The organism is Brachybacterium netajii (SeqCode) (assembly GCF_054114245.1).
In genome coordinates this window covers 245,415-260,083 of the sequence record NZ_JBSYXB010000004.1, presented here as the reverse complement: position 1 = coordinate 260,083, position 14,669 = coordinate 245,415, and the positions used below count along the sequence as shown (strand labels likewise).

Sequence of the window (14,669 nt, the reverse complement as noted above, 5' to 3'; positions counted from 1 at the left end):
ATGATGGACGCCATGGTCGTCGAGAGCAGCAGTGCCGAGCATCAGGACCGTCATGCGCCCGGGAGCGCTCCGACCGGCGGGTCCTCGCCCGCCGCGTCCCCGTCGGCGCAGGACGACTGGACCCGTCATCGCCATGAGGTCTTCGCCGTGCAGGAGGAGGGGCTGCGCCGCGCACGGCAGGCCGAGCACGAGCGCGCGACCGAGAAGATCCTCGCCGCCATCGCCGAGTACCGCGCCGCCGGCATCGACCCCCTCCCGCTGCGCGCGAAGCCGTACACCGGCGGCGGCACCATCCGCACGACGCTGACCGGCTGGTACCTGAAGAAGGACTGCTCGATCGCCGTCGACGTCGACGGCCGCTTCTACATCCTGCGCGTCGACGGCGGGCTGCGCTCGCGGCTGCGCGGGGCGACCCCCGAGCCCTCGCTCGCCCCGCTGGTCGTCGGCCGCGGCGCCCGCGACGGCGAGACGTTCACGATCGACGAGCTGCTGCAGATGCGTCTCGAGGATCCGGTGCGGCCATGACCGCTCCGATCCCCCTGCCGCGCCGGGTCGGCGAGGCGCTCGGCCGACGGGTGCGGGAGGGCACCGTCCGCGGCCGGCTCGAGGCGATGTCGGTGGCCCGCGCCGCGCTCGCCTCGGCGCTGTCGTATTTCATCAGCGGGCATCTCCTCGGGCACCCGCAGCCGTTCTACGCGGCGATCGTCGGCTTCATGATCGTGGGCTTCACGGTCGAGAAGAAGATGCGCAAGATGCTCGAGATCTGCGCGGGCGTGATGCTCGGCGTGCTGATCGGCGAGCTCGCCCGCACCACGATCGGCCCCGGGACCTGGCAGATCCTCGTGGTCGTGTTCGTCTCGGGGATGGCCGCGCGACTCATCGACAAGAGCGTCGTGATGGGCTTCCAGATGGCCATCCAGTCGCTGCTGGTGATGATCATGCCCGCGGCCGTGTCGATCGCCCCGGGCGCCCGGGTGCTCGAGGCGATGACGGGGCTCGTCGTCGGCATGATCGTCCACCTGCTGCTGTCCGGGGACCCGCGCCGGAACCAGCGTCGGGCCGCGCTGTCGTTCTACACCGAGCTCGAGGACACGCTCGTCTCCCTCGCGCTCGCGGCGCGGGCCGGCGACGCCGAGGTCGCCCGGGCCGCCCTGAAGGGCATCCGCGACTCCTCCCAGAAGCACACCGACGAATGGCGGATCGCCAACGACGCCGCCGACGAGATGGCCTCCTACTCCCCCAGCGGCCTGATGCACGCCGACGACATCCAGCGCCTGCGCCACCTGCTCGTCGGCTCCGACCGCGCGATGCGGAACATCCGGGTGATCGCCCGCACCGAGGTCGACTTCCTCGTCGCCGTCGGCGGGGATCCGCACTCGTCGCTCGCCGACGCGCTCGGCGCCGCCCGCGACGCCGTCGCCGGGATCCGTTCGGGCGTCGGGCACACGGAGGTCGACTTCACCGACGCCCGCCGCTCGCTGCGCCTGTTCTGCTCCTACCTCACGCCCGAGCTGCTGCTGCGCAACGACAACGGCGTGCGCCTGGGCCGCGCCGGGCACTTCGAGGGCGTCACGCTGGTGATCCAGCTGCGCTCGCTCGCCATGGACCTGCTGCAGGCCACGGGCCTGGAGGCGTCGGAGTCCAAGAGGTTCCTGCCGAGCCTGCTCATCGCGGGCGACGGCGACGCCATCGGTCCGCGCCCGCTGACGCAGGAGATCCGGGCCGTCGAGCCCCCCGCCACGACGGAGGCGCTCGAGATCCTCATCGCAGACCGTTCGGATCCTTCCCGGCGACGCTGAGGACGCACCGTTATCCTGGCGCGATGATCGCCACCATCCAGATGTGGATCTTCGCCGTGCTCGCCGTGATCCTGTTCGCCGTCGAGGTCTGGGCCTTCGTCAACGCCCTCCGCTTCCGCCCCGATGCGTACGTCGCCGCGAGCAAGCGCACCAAGACGTTCTGGGCCGTGCTCACCGGCGTCGCGATGCTCCTCGGATTCCTGTCGCTGCCCTATCCGATCGGCGGCGGCTCGACCCGCCTCCTGATGCTCATCGGCATCGTCATCGCCGGCGTCTTCCTGGCCGACGTGCTGCCCGCCCTCAAGCAGGTCATGGGGCGCGCCTCGGGCAACCGCTGGCGCTGATCGCCGCGCGCTGACGGTGACCGCGCCGACCGTCGGCCCGTCGGCCCGTCGCCGGTCCTTGCGCCGCCCCGGACGCGGACGACCCCCGGAGCATGCGCTCCGGGGGTCGTCGTCGCTCGGGGCCCGGCCCGATCGGCTGCGCTCAGAGCTCAGAGCTCAAAGCTCAGCGCGATCGGGTCAGGACCTCAGCGGTGCTCGTCTCAGGCGTGGGTGCCGGCCGAGCGGAGGTTCTCGCAGGCCTCGACGATGCGAGCGGCCATGCCGGCCTCGGACTTCTTGCCCCAGGCGCGGGGGTCGTAGGCCTTCTTGTTGCCGACCTCGCCGTCGACCTTCAGGACGCCGTCGTAGTTCTCGAACATGTGCGAGACCGCGGGGCGGGTGAAGGCGTACTGGGTGTCGGTGTCGATGTTCATCTTGATGACGCCGTTGTCGACCGCCTCGCGGATCTCCTCGAGGGTCGAGCCGGAGCCGCCGTGCATGACCAGGTCGAAGGGCATGTCCTTGCCGTGCTTCTCGCCGACGGCCTTCTGGATGTCCAGGAGGATCGACGGGGTGAGCTTCACGTTGCCCGGCTTGTACACGCCGTGCACGTTGCCGAAGGTGAGGGCCGTGAGGTAGCGGCCCTTCTCGCCCAGGCCCAGCGCGTCGACGGTCTTCATGCCGTCCTCGACGGTGGAGAAGAGCTTGGAGCGGTCCGAGGTGTCCGCCTCGACGCCGTCCTCCTCGCCGCCGACGACGCCGACCTCGATCTCGAGGATCTTCTGGGCGGCGCTGGTCTTCTCGAGCAGGCGCGCGGCGATCTCGAGGTTCTCGTCGACCGGCACGGCGGAGCCGTCCCACATGTGCGACTGGAACAGCGGGTTCAGGCCCTTGCTCACGCGGTTCTCGAGGTCCCACTCGATGAGGGGCTCGACCCAGGTGGGCAGAACCTCCTTCGCGCAGTGGTCCGTGTGCAGCGCGACGGTGATCGGGTAGTTCTTCGCCACGGCGTGGACGTACTCGGCGAGCGCGATCGAACCGGCGACGCGGTCCTTGACCGTGGAGCCGGAGAGGTACTCGGCGCCGCCGACGGACACCTGGATGATGCCGTCGGAGCCCGCCTCGGCGAAGCCCTGGAGCGCCGCGGTGGCCGTCTGGGAGCTCGAGACGTTGACGGCCGGGTAGGCGAACTTGCCCGCCTTGGCGCGATCGATCATCTCGGCATACTGATCAGGGGTTGCGACTGCCATGGGGCATTCTCCTTCGCAGACTTCGGGGTATCGGACGCACCGGTGCGGCGCGGTGCGCCGATCTCGGTCGTTCGTCCGGGCCCATTGTTCCACAGGACGCCGGAGTGCCTCCTGACGGAGGTCCCCGCTGGACGGGGCTGGGCGGCGGACGGCGGCGGCGCAGGTCAGGGGCCGCACGCGCCGCCGCCCGCGGGTCTCGGCGCAGCGGCCCGAGGGCCCCGGCGCAGCGGCCGGAGGGCCTCAGCGCAGCGGCCCCGCGGGGAACTCGGCATGCTGCAGCACCCAGCCGTGCATGGCGATCGCGGCGGCGGCCGCGACGTTGATCGAGCGGGTCGAGCCGAACTGCGTGATGCCGACGACCAGGTCGGCGGCCTCCAGCAGCGCGGGGCTGAGCCCGGGGCCCTCCTGGCCGAAGACCATCAGGGCGCGCTCGGGCAGAGCGCAGCGCTCGAGCGGGAGGGCGCCCGGGACGAGGTCGACGGCGATGATCGGCCGATCGTGCTCGCGGGCCCAGGCCACCAGGTGCGCGGCGTCGGGATGGTGGATCTCGTGCTGGTAGCGGTCGGTGACCATGGCGCCGCGGCGGTTCCAGCGGCGGCGTCCGACGATGTGGAAGGCGCCGACGGAGAAGGCGTTCGCGGTGCGGACGATGGAGCCGATGTTGGCGTCGTGCTCGATGTTCTCGATCGCCACGTGGAGGGCGTGCCTGCCGGTGTCGAGCTCGGCGACGATCGCCTCCCGGCGCCAGTAGCGGAAGCGGTCCTCGACGTTGCGCCGATCCCCTTCGGCCAGCAGGCGCGGGTCCAGCCGCGGGTCCTCGGGCCAGGGCAGCGGATGCGGGCCGACGCCGACGGGCCGCTCGTCCGCGGTCGCGCCGTCGGCGGTCATGCCGTCGACGGTCGCCCCATCGGCGGGTTCCCCGTCGGCGGACGTCACCGTCCGGCCCCGGGCTCCGGCCCGTCGGCGGACGCCCGACCGTCGGCCTGCTCCGCGCCGATCTGCTCCGCACCGGCGTGCTCCGCGCCGGCGTGCTCCCGGGCGCGGATCGCGTCGTCCGGGTCGGGCAGGCCCTCGCGGCGGCGACGGAGCTCGCGCCGCACCAGGCGCACGAACCAGACGATCAGGATGATCGCGATGATCGCGTAGACGACGTTGGAGAAGACGTCGGTATAGGGCTCGATGAGCACCCAGTTCGCGCCGAGGATGTATCCGAAGGTCACGAAGATCGTGTTCCAGATCGTCGATCCGATCGCCGTGAGCAGCGTGAACATCCAGAACGGCATGGCGTACAGGCCTGCGGGGATCGACACCAGCGAGCGCACGCCGGGGACCATCCGCCCCAGCAGGACGCCCTTGCGGCCGTGGCGCTCCATCCATTCGACGGTGCGGTCGTAGTCCTCGACGTGGATGAGGGGCATCCGCAGGAAGATCGCCCGCAGGCGCACCGGTCCCAGCAGGCGGCCCAGCCCGTACAGCACCCAGGCGCCGGTGAGGGAGCCCACCACGGACCAGGCGAGCATCCCGAGGAAGCTATGGCCCTCGCCGGCGGCGGTCACCCCGGCCAGCGGCAGGATCACCTCCGAGGGGATCGGCGGGAACAGGTTCTCCAGGAAGATCAGCAGCGCGACGCCGGGACCTCCGAGCTGCTGCATGGTGGAGACGGCCCACTCGACGATGTTCATCCGCTGGTTCCTCGTGATCTCTCGTGGTCAGAGCCCGGCCACGGGCGGGGAAGGACACGGACCATCGTACGGGCGCGACCTGGCGGGATCCGGTGACCGCGGGACCGCCGCGGACTACGCTTCGGCCATGACCTTCACCCCTGATGCGGAGATCCGCTCCAGCAACACCCGGCGCGCGGGCGGCCGGGGCGGCGGCGGCATGCTGCCGGGCGGCATGCTCCCCGGCGGCGGGAGCCGCGGCGGCAAGGGCGTGGCGATCGGCGGCGGCGGAGGCTGCCTGCTGCTCGTGATCGTCATCGTCTACGCGCTGATGGGCGGGAACCCGCTGACGCTGCTGTCCGGATCCGAGTCCGACGGCGGCTCGATCGCCGCGGAGGGCGGCGCGCTGGAGAGCTGCCAGACCGGCGCCGACGCCAATGCGCGCGACGACTGCCTGGTGCAGGCGACCGTCGAGTCCGCGGACTCGCTGTGGTCGCAGCTCGCCCCGGCATCCGGGATCCCCTTCACCGAGCCGCAGGCGGTGCTCTTCGAGGACTCGGTGCAGACCGGCTGCGGGCCGGCGACCAGCGCCGTCGGCCCCTTCTACTGCCCGGCCGACGCGACCATCTACCTCGACGTGTCCTTCTACTCCTCGCTCGCCTCGCAGTACGGTGCCGACGGCGGCCAGCTCGCGAAGATGTATGTGGTCGCCCACGAGTACGGCCATCACATCCAGTCCCTCGCCGGGACGTCCGACGGGATCGACTACTCGAGCACCGGCCCGCAGTCCCCCGCGGTGCGGATGGAGCTGCAGGCCGACTGCTACGCGGGCGTGTGGGCCCATCACGCATCCTCGACGACCGACGACGCCGGGATCGCGATGCTCGAGCCGCTCACCGAGGAGGACATCGCCTCGGCGCTGTCGGCGGCCTCCGCCGTCGGCGACGACCACATCCAGGGCGAGGTCGCGGGCGGCTCCGTGACGCCGGAATCCTGGACCCACGGCTCCTCGGAGCAGCGCCGCACCTGGTTCACGACGGGCTACGAGCAGGGCACCGTCGCCTCCTGCGACACCTTCGGCGCCGCGACCGTCTGACGGCGCCGGCCGTTCCGGCGGTCCGTCGGCTCGGGCCCGCCCGCGCCCGCCCGGCTCAGATCTCCAGCTCGGAGATGTCGAAGGCGGCGAGGTAGCGGTAGCCGGCCTTCTCGACGGCTTCGCGGGAGGCGTCGGAGCGGTGGACGATGACGGCGACGGCGGCGATCTCGGCGCCGGCCTCCTCGAGCGCCTCGCACGCGGTCAGCACGCTTCCGCCGGTGGTGGAGGTGTCCTCGACGGCGACGACACGGCGGCCCTCGACGTCCGGGCCCTCGATGCGGCGCTGCAGGCCATGGGCCTTGTTGGCCTTGCGCACGACGAAGGCGTCCAGCGGATCGCCCGCGAGGCGGCCGGCCGCGGACTCGGCGGCCGAGGCATGCATGATCGAGGTCGCCACCGGATCCGCGCCGAGCGTGAGGCCGCCGGTCGCGACGACACCGGGGACCAGTCCCTCGCGCTGCAGCAGGTCCAGCATGATGCGGCCGACGAGCGGGGCCGCCTCGTGATGCAGGGTGATGCGGCGCAGGTCGACGTAGTGGTCCGCCTCCGCGCCCGAGGACAGCACGACATGGCCGCGCACGACGGCGAGATCGCGGATCAGGACCCGCAGCCGCTCACGGGAGGCGGCGAGATCGGAGGACGGGGCGGCAGGGGTGGCAGTCGACATGCGCCCCAGGATAAGGGAGCGGCTGCGAGCTCTCGGAGCGGGGACGGGCTCAGCTCTCGGCGCCGCGCTGCCAGGACGCCCGCAGCTTGCGGCGCGAGGCCTTGCGGCGGGCCCGCAGCACCGCGCCCCGGCGCAGGCGCTGGTACCAGTCCGGCGAGGTGAGGGCCCGCACCAGGGGGCGCGGGGCGAGCCGCGAGACCTCCCCGGCGGTGCGGTACTTCACCGAGGGGATCGACAGCACGACGCCGCGGGAGGCGTCCCGCAGCGCCTGCTCGACGACGAAGGGCGCCTTCAGCCAGGTGATCCGCGGCAGCCCTTCCATGTTCATGCAGGCCCGCTCGTGGAACTCGGTCTGCACGAAGCCGGGCAGCAGCGCGGTCGCGGTCACGCCCGTGCCCTTGAGCTCCATCGCGAGGGACTCGGTGAACACCGTCACCCAGCTCTTCGAGGCCGCGTAGGGGCCGGAGGTCGTGTAGCCCGCGAGGGAGCTGACGTTGATGATCGCGCCGCGCCGGCGCTGGACCATGGCGCTCGCGGCCGCGTGCGAGAGGACCATGACGGCGCGCATGAGAGTGTCCATCTGCCGCTCGTGGTCGGAGACGCCGATCTCCAGGAATCCGCCGCGCAGGCCGTAGCCGGCGTTGTTGACGAGCAGGTCGACGGGCTCGACCGGGTCGGTCAGCCGCACGGCGACCCTCTCGAGCCGGGGACGGTCGGAGAGGTCGGCGGCGAGGACCTCGATCTGCACGTCGTGGACGTCGCGGATCTGGTCGGCGACGGCCTGCAGCCGGTCCTCGTCGCGCGAGACCAGCACGAGGTCGTGCCCGGTCCCGGCCAGCTGCCAGGCGAACTCCAGGCCCAGACCCGTGGTCGATCCGGTGACGAGTGCGCGCGCCATGACGGGATTCTACGTCTCTCCGGGAGGACCGGCGGACCGCAGAGGTCCTGGTCGGCGCGTCCTCGGGCCCGCACGGGGGTCCCTCGTCGCGGACCGCCCGACGGGCCCGCCCCGTAGGATCGTCGCCATGCGCATCGCGACCTGGAACATCAACTCGCTGCGGGCCCGCATGGACCGTGTGGCCGCCTTCCTCGAGCGGCACGACGTCGACGTGCTGGCCCTGCAGGAGATCAAGGCCAAGCCCGCCCAGCTCGACCTGACGGTCCTCGAGGAGGCCGGCTACGACGTCGCCGCCCATGGCCTGAACCAGTGGAACGGCGTCGCGGTGATCTCCCGCGTCGGCCTCGAGGACGTGCGCACGCAGCTGCCCGACGTCCCCACCTGGCCGGAGGACGAGACCGGCGTCGTCGAGGCCCGCGCCCTGGGCGCGATCGTCGGCGACGGCCTGCGGATCTGGTCGCTCTACGTGCCCAACGGCCGCGAGCTCGACCATCCGCACTACCCGTACAAGCTGCGCTGGCTGGAGGCGCTGCGCGCCGAGGGCGCCCGCGAGCTCGCGGCCGATGCCGAGGCGCGCTCCGTGCTCGTCGGCGACTTCAACGTCGCGCCGGAGGACGACGATGTCTGGGATCTCGCGGCGTTCGAGGGCAAGACCCATGTGACCGAGCCCGAGCGCGCGGCCTTCCGCGCCGTCGTCGACGCGGGCTTCGCGGACGTGGTCCGTCCCGACCATCCGGGCCCCGGGGTCTACACCTACTGGGACTACCAGAAGCTGCGCTTCCCCAAGCGCGAGGGCATGCGGATCGACTTCGTGCTCGGCTCCCCCGCCGTGCAGAAGGCGGTGACCGGATCCTTCATCGATCGCGAGGAGCGCAAGGGCAAGGGCGCCTCGGACCACGCACCGGTCGTCGTCGACCTCGAGTTCTGAGGGGCCGGCCCCGGCGCCGAGGGGCCGCCGAGGGCGGACATGGCGGAACGGCGGTGCGCATCGCACCGCCGTTCCCGACGAACCGTCTGCACCGGGATCAGGCGTGTAAACGTGATAGCTGCGGTGGTGCTGTCGACACCTCGCAGCCGGTCCGTTGCGGGGACCAGTCGCACGTGGGTTCCGTTGCCGGTATTCGTCGTTGTGCAGATCACACTACCCCGGGCCCCAGGGGCCCGCAAGCACCCTCGCGGAGCTACCTGACGGGAACCGCGAAGGGCCCGGTCGGCGCCCCGACACCGCGCCCGATCGCCCGAGACCACCCGGGAGAGGGCGACCTCTCCTCCCCAGAGCACCGTCGTCCACATCTCGCCGGCACCGCTGGTCGCACCCGCCGGGGATCTCCACGATGGGCGCATGACCAGCGCTTCCACCGCCCCGCCGCTCCGCCTCTCCCTCGTCGCCTCCCCGGAGGAGGCCGTCGCCGGCGCTCCCGGCACCCGGCCGCCCGCGCGCTTCCCGCGGCCCGCTCGGACCACGGTCGCGGCTCCGACGCGCTCCTCCCCCGCCGCCTCCGCCCCGCTGGTCTTCGACGGCCCCGACGGTTCCCTGAAGGACCTCGTCCGGGACCGGGCCGCGGCCGTCGGCCTCGCCCTCGTCGACGGCCCGGAGCGCCTCGCCGGCCTCGCACCGGGCCCGACGGGCGGCACGCTCCTCGGCCTCGGGGCGGCCGCGCAGGCGCCCCTCCTCGCACGCATCCTCACCGCCGATTCCCTGAGGAGCGGTCCGGCGGACCGCCTGCCGCGAGGGCCGGGTGCCGCCGCCCTCGACGGATCCGCCGCCGACGGCCCCTCCCCCGGCGGGGCACCGCCGACGCTCGTCGTCCTCGAGGACGGCGAGGTCCCCGAGGAGCTCTGGCGGGCCGCCCTCGCGAGCGGTGCGTGGGCGGTGCTGCGTCTGCCCTCCGAGTCCACGCTCCTGCTCGAGCATCTCGCCGCCCTGCACCGCCCGGAGCGCCGCGGGCTCGTGATCGGCGTCGTCGGCGGCTGCGGCGGCGCCGGAGCCTCGAGCTTCGCCGCCCGCCTCGCCGGCGCGCTGCGCCAGCACGGCCCGGTCGCCCTCCTGGACGCCGACCCGCAGGGCGGCGGTCTCGACCTGCTCGTCGAGGCGCCCGACCTCGACGGCGTGCGCTGGGACGATCTCGCGGCGATCGGCCCCGACGACGCCCAGGCCCTGCACGAGGGGCTCCCGGAGGTCGACGGCGTGCGCCTGCTGGTCTCCGACGGCGGCGACGGCCCCTCCCCCGATCCCGACCTCCTCTCGCGGGTCCTCGCGGCGAGCGCGGCCGGCGCCGGCAGCACCGTCGTCGATCTGGCGGGGTCCCTCGTCCCCGCGGTCCGGGAGCAGCTCGATCTGGTGCTCGCGGTCGTGCCGACCACCGTCCTCGGGGTGCGCGCCGCCTCCCGTCGTCTGCGGGCCTGGTCCCTCCCCTCCGCGCAGGTCCGGATCGTCGTGCGGCGCACCGGGCCGTTGGAGGCCCGCGATGTCGTCGACCGGCTCGGGGTGCCCGCGGTCGCCGTGTTCCGCGACGGCCCGGGCCGGGCGGTCCCCCTGCTCGACGTCCGGCGCCGCGGCGCCGACCGCGCCTGCCGCGATCTCGCCCGCGCGCTCGCCCCCGCGGAGGCCGTCCGATGAGCGGGCGACCGTCGGACGGGCGAGCGCTGGACCGCCGTCCGGCGGCCTCCGCCGATCTGGGACCGCTCCTCGACCTCGTGCGCACCGACCTGGTCCGCACGCCCGGACCCGTCGACGTGGTCCGCATGGCCCGCCTGCTCCGCGAGCAGGGCAGGGTGCTCGGCGCCTCGGCGCTGCTCGAGCTCACCGACCTCGTCCGCGATCATGTCGACGGTCTCGGTCCCCTGCAGGGACTCGTCGGCCCCGGCGTCACCGATCTGATGGTGAACCCCGACGGCGAGGTCTGGGTGGACGACGCCGACGGGCTCCGCAGCGCCGGGATCCGCCTGCGCCCGCTCCAGGCGCGTGAGCTCGCCGTCCGCCTCGCCACCGCCGGCGGGCGCCGTCTCGACGACGCGGCCCCGTACGCCGACGCCCGTCTCCCCTCCGGGATCCGCCTGCACGCCCTCCTGCCGCCGCTGTCGACGGGCGGGGCGACGATCTCCCTGCGCCTGCCCTCCCGAGCGGCCTGGGACCTCGCGGAGCTCGAGCGCTCGGGCGCCTTCGCCCCGGAGACCGGTCGGCTGCTGCGACGGATCATCGCCGCCGGGGTCCCCTTCCTCGTCACCGGCGGCACCGGGACCGGGAAGACCACCCTGCTCGCCGCGATGCTCGCCGAGGTCCCCGCCGACGAGCGCATCATCGTCGTCGAGGACGTCCAGGAGCTCGATCCCGACCATCCGCACGTCGTGCGCCTGCAGTCCCGCCATGCCAATGCCGAGGGCGCCGGGTCCGTGGACCTCACGGCGCTCGTGCGCCAGAGCCTGCGGATGCGCCCCGATCGCATCGTCCTCGGCGAATGCCGCGGCGGCGAGCTGCGGGAGCTGCTGCAGGCGCTGAACACCGGTCACGAGGGCGGCTGCGGGACCGTCCATGCGAACACGGCGGCCGACGTCCCCGCCCGGCTCGAGGCCCTCGGGGCGCTCGGCGGGCTCGATCGGGCCGTGCTCACCGCCCAGGTCGCGAGCGCCCTCGAGGTCGTCGTCCATCTGGGCCGGGTCCGGGGCCGGCGCAGCGTCGAGGAGATCGCCCTGCTGCGGCCGTCGGAGGACGGCCCCCTGCAGGCCGTCACGGCGCTGCGCGCCGACGGCGACCGGCTCGTCGAGGGCCCCGGCGCCGCCGATCTCGCCGCCCGTCTCGACGAGCGCCTGCGCGACCCGCGGCCGGTCCGTGCGAGCGGCCGGAGAGCGGCATGACCCGGGCCACCTGCATCCCGCTGCTGCTCGCTCTGCTGGCCGCCGCCGCGCTGCTGTGGACGCGCACCCCTCCCGACGAGAGGCCTCCCTCCGCCCCGTCGAGCGCGCATCGGCGGCGCCGGGAGCGCACCGGGCCGCTCGACATCGCCCGCATGGTCGAGCGCCTCGCGACCGTTCTCGGCACCGGCGCGGGGCTGCGCGGCGCCTGGGACGCCGTCGCCCGTTCCCTCCCCGACGGGGAGCTCACCGATCTCTCGCGCGCCGCCGCGGCCGGCGCGGAGCCCGGACGCGCCTGTCCCGAGCCGCTGCGCTCGAGCGAGGCGATCCGCTCCCTGGACGCCGCCCTGCGGGTCTGCGAGCGCTCGGGCGCACCCGCCGCCGGGGTCCTGCATGCCCTCGCCGACGCCCTCCGCGACCTGCACGACGGCGCGCTCGAGCGGCGCAGCGCCTTCGCCGGCCCCCGGTCCACCGCGCGGATCCTCCTGGTCCTCCCGCTGGCGGGCCTCGGACTGGGCATGCTGCTGGGCGGCGACCCCCTGCGCCTGCTCGTCGAGACCGGCGGCGGACGCCTGCTGCTCATCCTCGGCATCGCGCTGACGCTGCTGGGCTGGTGGTGGATGCGCCGGATGCTCGAGCGCGCCGACCCGCCCCACCGCTGGCAGGTCGACCCCTCCGTGCTGCTCGAGCTCATCGCCGGCGTCCTCTCCTCCGGGCTCCCCCTCGCCGGAGCGATCGACGTGGTCGCCAGCGCCCTCGACCCCGGCGACGAGGCCGAGGCGCTCGCCCGCACCTCCCGCGCCCTGGCCGCCGGCGTGCCCGCCCCGCAGGCGGTGTCGGTGCTGCCCGAGGAGCTCGGAGCCCTCGGGGAGTCCGCGCTGCTCGCGGAGACCTCGGGCGCGGACCTCTCGGCCGTGCTGCGGTCGGCCGCCCGGGATGTCCGGCGCGGGCAGGTCCGCGACGCGCAGGAGCGCTCCGCGAAGCTCGCCGTCGCCCTGGTCCTGCCCACCGGTGTCGCCCTGCTGCCCGCCTTCGTCGTGCTCGGGATCATCCCGACCGTCGTCTCGCTGCTCGGCGGCGCCGTCGCCCTCGCCGGCTGATCTCTGCCCTGGCCTGACCTGGCCTGACCTGCTGATCCGCACCCGGCCGTCCTCGGCCGCGCGCCCCTCGACCACCGGGCTCCGTCCCGGTGGACGGGACCCGACCGGGTCCCGTCCCGCGGCCCTCGCGCCGCATCCCCGCCCGACCGGCCGTCCGGCCCGCGGGCACGACAGAAGGAGACGCCCATGTCCATCACCCTCATCCGGCTCCGGTCCCGCCTCGAGAGCACCCTGCGCGACGACACCGGCGCGTCCACCGCCGAGTACGCGATCACCGTCCTCGCCGCCTGCGGCTTCGCGGCGGTGCTCGTCGCCCTGCTGGCCTCCGGCGAGGTCCGCGGGATCCTGCTCGGCATCATCACCACCGCGCTGTCCAAGGGGCAGTGATGACGCGGTCCGCCCGGTCGTCCCGCCTCCGGGACGACCGGGGGTCCGCCACCGCGGAGACGGCGATCGTGCTCCCCGTGGTGGTCGTGATGGTGCTCCTGATCCTCGTCGTCGGGACCGGGATGAGCATGCAGGTCCGCCTCGAGAGCGCCGCCCGCACCGCGGCCCGCGAGCTCGCCCGCGGCGAGGACCCCGCCGTCGCCGCCGCGGCCGCCCAGCGCGTCGCCGGGGACGACGCCCGGGTGAGCATCGCCGGGGACGGGGCCTGGGTCGTCGTCACCGTCTCGCGGGAGCTGCGCGTCGCCGACGGCCCCCTCGCCGGCGGCAGCTGGACCCTCGATGCCGACGCCGCCGCGCGCCTCGAGCCCCAGCTGCTCGGCTCCCCCGCCGAGGAGGGTCCGCCCTCCACGGCCCCTGAGGGCTCGGCATGAGCACCGGGGCCGCGAGCGTCCTCGCCTGGACCGGCGCCGCCACCACGGCCGTCGCTGCCGTCGCCCTCGTCGGCTCGGCGATGATCGCCCAGGCCCGCGCCGACACCGCCGCCGATCTCGCGGCGCTCGCGGGGGCCGACGCCCTCGCCGTCGCCGCGGGCGAGCCCTGCGCCGTCGCCTCCGAGGTCGCAGGGCGCAACAGCACCCGCCTCGTCTCCTGCACCGTGACGACCGAGGACGTGCTGGTCCGGGTCGAGGCCTCCTCCCCCGGCCCCTTCACAGTCACGGCGCGGGCCCGCGCCGGCCCCGGCCCGATCCCGGAGGGAGCAGAGGCGGAGGCAGCGGATGCGGAGGCAGCGGATGCGGAGGCAGCGAGCGCAGCGTGAGGAGGGGCGGAGGGCGCGGGCGGGGAAGGCACGGACACGGCCATCACGGATCTGCGGGGCGCAGACCGGCCCGCGGCGTGGCATGCTGACGCCACGCATCCGATGTGATGCCGCGCACTCCCCGCGGTGCCGCATCCCGACGACAGGAGACGACCATGTCCGGCAGCCCCTCCACCCCCAGCACGCCGGCCCCGGTCCTGGTCGCGGTGGTGCCGGGCCAGCCCGATGCCGTGGTCCGCACCGCCGCGTCCTATGCCGACCGGCTGGGCACGCACCTCGTCTGCGCCTGGGTCGACACCACGCGGTACACGCTCAGCCAGCTGCCCGACGGCTCCATGATGGCGATCCCGCTGGACCCGGACCCCGCGCTCGACGAGCCCGTCGCCTTCGACCCCGACCTCGAGCACCAGATCTCGCGCGCCCTCGACGGCCGCGGCGTGCGCTGGGTGACGCGCGCGCTCTCCGGCGCCGCGGCCCAGGAGCTCAGCGGCCTCGCCGAGGAGATCGGCGCCGAGATGATCGTCGTCGGCACCCGCGAGGCCGGCTGGAAGGAGTCGCTGCGCGAGTTCCTCACCGGCTCCGTCGCCGTGCAGCTCTCCCACCGCCAGCATCGCCCCGTGGTCATCGTGCCGCTGGATCCGGTGTGCATCGCCGCCGGCGAGACCTGGGAGCCCTCCGACGCGAAGCGCGAGCGTCGCGGCGAGCGCTCCCGCGGCGACGGGGCCTGAGGCTCCGCCCGTCCGCGCGCCGCCCGCGGCTCCCGTCCGCCCGCGGCCCTCGCCCGTCGCCGCCTCCCGCCCGCGGCTCTCGTCCGTCGGC

17 protein-coding genes are annotated in these 14,669 nt (G+C 74.3%); 12 read left to right on the top strand and 5 right to left on the bottom strand.

The annotated features are described in order from the left end of the window. Positions 1 to 12: 12 nt before the first annotated feature. The 3 genes from ACXET9_RS10275 to ACXET9_RS10265 are packed head-to-tail and all read left to right on the top strand — an operon-like array spanning position 13 to position 2,143. The gene (locus ACXET9_RS10275) at positions 13 to 525 is read left to right on the top strand and encodes a hypothetical protein (protein WP_457886492.1); all 513 of its coding nucleotides are present in this window, start codon (positions 13 to 15) and stop codon (positions 523 to 525) included. Beyond that, complete coding sequence (locus ACXET9_RS10270) at positions 522 to 1,799, top strand: FUSC family protein (RefSeq protein ID WP_457886491.1); 1,278 nt, start codon at positions 522 to 524, stop codon at positions 1,797 to 1,799. The genes ACXET9_RS10275 and ACXET9_RS10270 overlap by 4 nt, the downstream gene beginning before the upstream one ends. A 23-nt stretch (positions 1,800 to 1,822) precedes the next feature. Continuing rightward, complete coding sequence (locus ACXET9_RS10265) at positions 1,823 to 2,143, top strand: DUF2516 family protein (protein WP_457886490.1); 321 nt, start codon at positions 1,823 to 1,825, stop codon at positions 2,141 to 2,143. A gap of 200 nt (positions 2,144 to 2,343) precedes the next feature. On the opposite strand, the gene fbaA is transcribed toward ACXET9_RS10265, so the two are convergent. The 3 genes from fbaA to ACXET9_RS10250 all read right to left on the bottom strand — a co-directional run bounded on the left by fbaA (position 2,344) and on the right by ACXET9_RS10250 (position 5,054). Beyond that, positions 2,344 to 3,372: a class II fructose-bisphosphate aldolase gene (fbaA, locus tag ACXET9_RS10260; RefSeq protein WP_457886489.1), complete on the bottom strand. Its 1,029-nt coding sequence runs from the start codon at positions 3,370 to 3,372 to the stop codon at positions 2,344 to 2,346. 240 nt (positions 3,373 to 3,612) lie between these two features. Continuing rightward, positions 3,613 to 4,260 (bottom strand): TrmH family RNA methyltransferase, encoded by a 648-nt coding sequence (locus ACXET9_RS10255; protein ID WP_457886488.1) that lies wholly within the window; start codon positions 4,258 to 4,260, stop codon positions 3,613 to 3,615. Positions 4,261 to 4,304: 44 nt separating this feature from the next. Continuing rightward, positions 4,305 to 5,054 carry a DedA family protein gene (locus ACXET9_RS10250; RefSeq protein ID WP_457886487.1) on the bottom strand — a complete coding sequence of 250 codons (750 nt, stop codon included), beginning with the start codon at positions 5,052 to 5,054 and terminating at the stop codon, positions 4,305 to 4,307. A gap of 127 nt (positions 5,055 to 5,181) precedes the next feature. On the opposite strand from ACXET9_RS10250, the gene ypfJ reads away from it, so the two are divergent. Then, on the top strand, positions 5,182 to 6,129 hold the full coding sequence (gene ypfJ / locus ACXET9_RS10245) for a KPN_02809 family neutral zinc metallopeptidase (protein WP_457886486.1): 948 nt from the start codon (positions 5,182 to 5,184) through the stop codon (positions 6,127 to 6,129). Positions 6,130 to 6,184: 55 nt separating this feature from the next. Here the strand turns inward: ypfJ and ACXET9_RS10240 are convergent, their stop codons facing one another. Beyond that, complete coding sequence (locus ACXET9_RS10240; RefSeq protein WP_457886485.1) at positions 6,185 to 6,796, bottom strand: orotate phosphoribosyltransferase; 612 nt, start codon at positions 6,794 to 6,796, stop codon at positions 6,185 to 6,187. A 49-nt stretch (positions 6,797 to 6,845) separates the two neighbouring features. After that, a complete protein-coding gene (locus ACXET9_RS10235) occupies positions 6,846 to 7,694 on the bottom strand; it encodes an SDR family NAD(P)-dependent oxidoreductase (protein WP_457886484.1) in 849 nt (282 codons plus the stop codon). A gap of 127 nt (positions 7,695 to 7,821) precedes the next feature. On the opposite strand from ACXET9_RS10235, the gene ACXET9_RS10230 reads away from it, so the two are divergent. From ACXET9_RS10230 to ACXET9_RS10195, 8 genes are all read left to right on the top strand, one after another. Then, a complete protein-coding gene (locus ACXET9_RS10230) occupies positions 7,822 to 8,622 on the top strand; it encodes an exodeoxyribonuclease III (protein WP_457886483.1) in 801 nt (266 codons plus the stop codon). A gap of 414 nt (positions 8,623 to 9,036) precedes the next feature. Next, positions 9,037 to 10,314, top strand: coding sequence for a septum site-determining protein Ssd (gene ssd, locus ACXET9_RS10225; RefSeq protein WP_457886482.1), 1,278 nt, complete (start codon positions 9,037 to 9,039; stop codon positions 10,312 to 10,314). Then, a complete protein-coding gene (locus ACXET9_RS10220) occupies positions 10,311 to 11,549 on the top strand; it encodes a TadA family conjugal transfer-associated ATPase (protein WP_457886481.1) in 1,239 nt (412 codons plus the stop codon). Before ssd ends, ACXET9_RS10220 begins: the two co-directional genes overlap by 4 nt. Further along, on the top strand, positions 11,546 to 12,646 hold the full coding sequence (locus ACXET9_RS10215) for a type II secretion system F family protein (RefSeq protein WP_457886480.1): 1,101 nt from the start codon (positions 11,546 to 11,548) through the stop codon (positions 12,644 to 12,646). Before ACXET9_RS10220 ends, ACXET9_RS10215 begins: the two co-directional genes overlap by 4 nt. 186 nt (positions 12,647 to 12,832) lie before the next feature. Continuing rightward, the gene (locus ACXET9_RS10210; protein WP_457886479.1) at positions 12,833 to 13,033 is read left to right on the top strand and encodes a DUF4244 domain-containing protein; all 201 of its coding nucleotides are present in this window, start codon (positions 12,833 to 12,835) and stop codon (positions 13,031 to 13,033) included. Then, on the top strand, positions 13,033 to 13,464 hold the full coding sequence (locus ACXET9_RS10205) for a TadE family type IV pilus minor pilin (protein ID WP_457886478.1): 432 nt from the start codon (positions 13,033 to 13,035) through the stop codon (positions 13,462 to 13,464). The genes ACXET9_RS10210 and ACXET9_RS10205 overlap by 1 nt, the downstream gene beginning before the upstream one ends. Further along, the gene (locus ACXET9_RS10200) at positions 13,461 to 13,850 is read left to right on the top strand and encodes an Rv3654c family TadE-like protein (protein ID WP_457886477.1); all 390 of its coding nucleotides are present in this window, start codon (positions 13,461 to 13,463) and stop codon (positions 13,848 to 13,850) included. Before ACXET9_RS10205 ends, ACXET9_RS10200 begins: the two co-directional genes overlap by 4 nt. 155 nt (positions 13,851 to 14,005) lie before the next feature. Then, on the top strand, positions 14,006 to 14,578 hold the full coding sequence (locus ACXET9_RS10195; RefSeq protein WP_457886476.1) for a universal stress protein: 573 nt from the start codon (positions 14,006 to 14,008) through the stop codon (positions 14,576 to 14,578). The last annotated feature ends 91 nt before the right edge of the window (positions 14,579 to 14,669 follow it).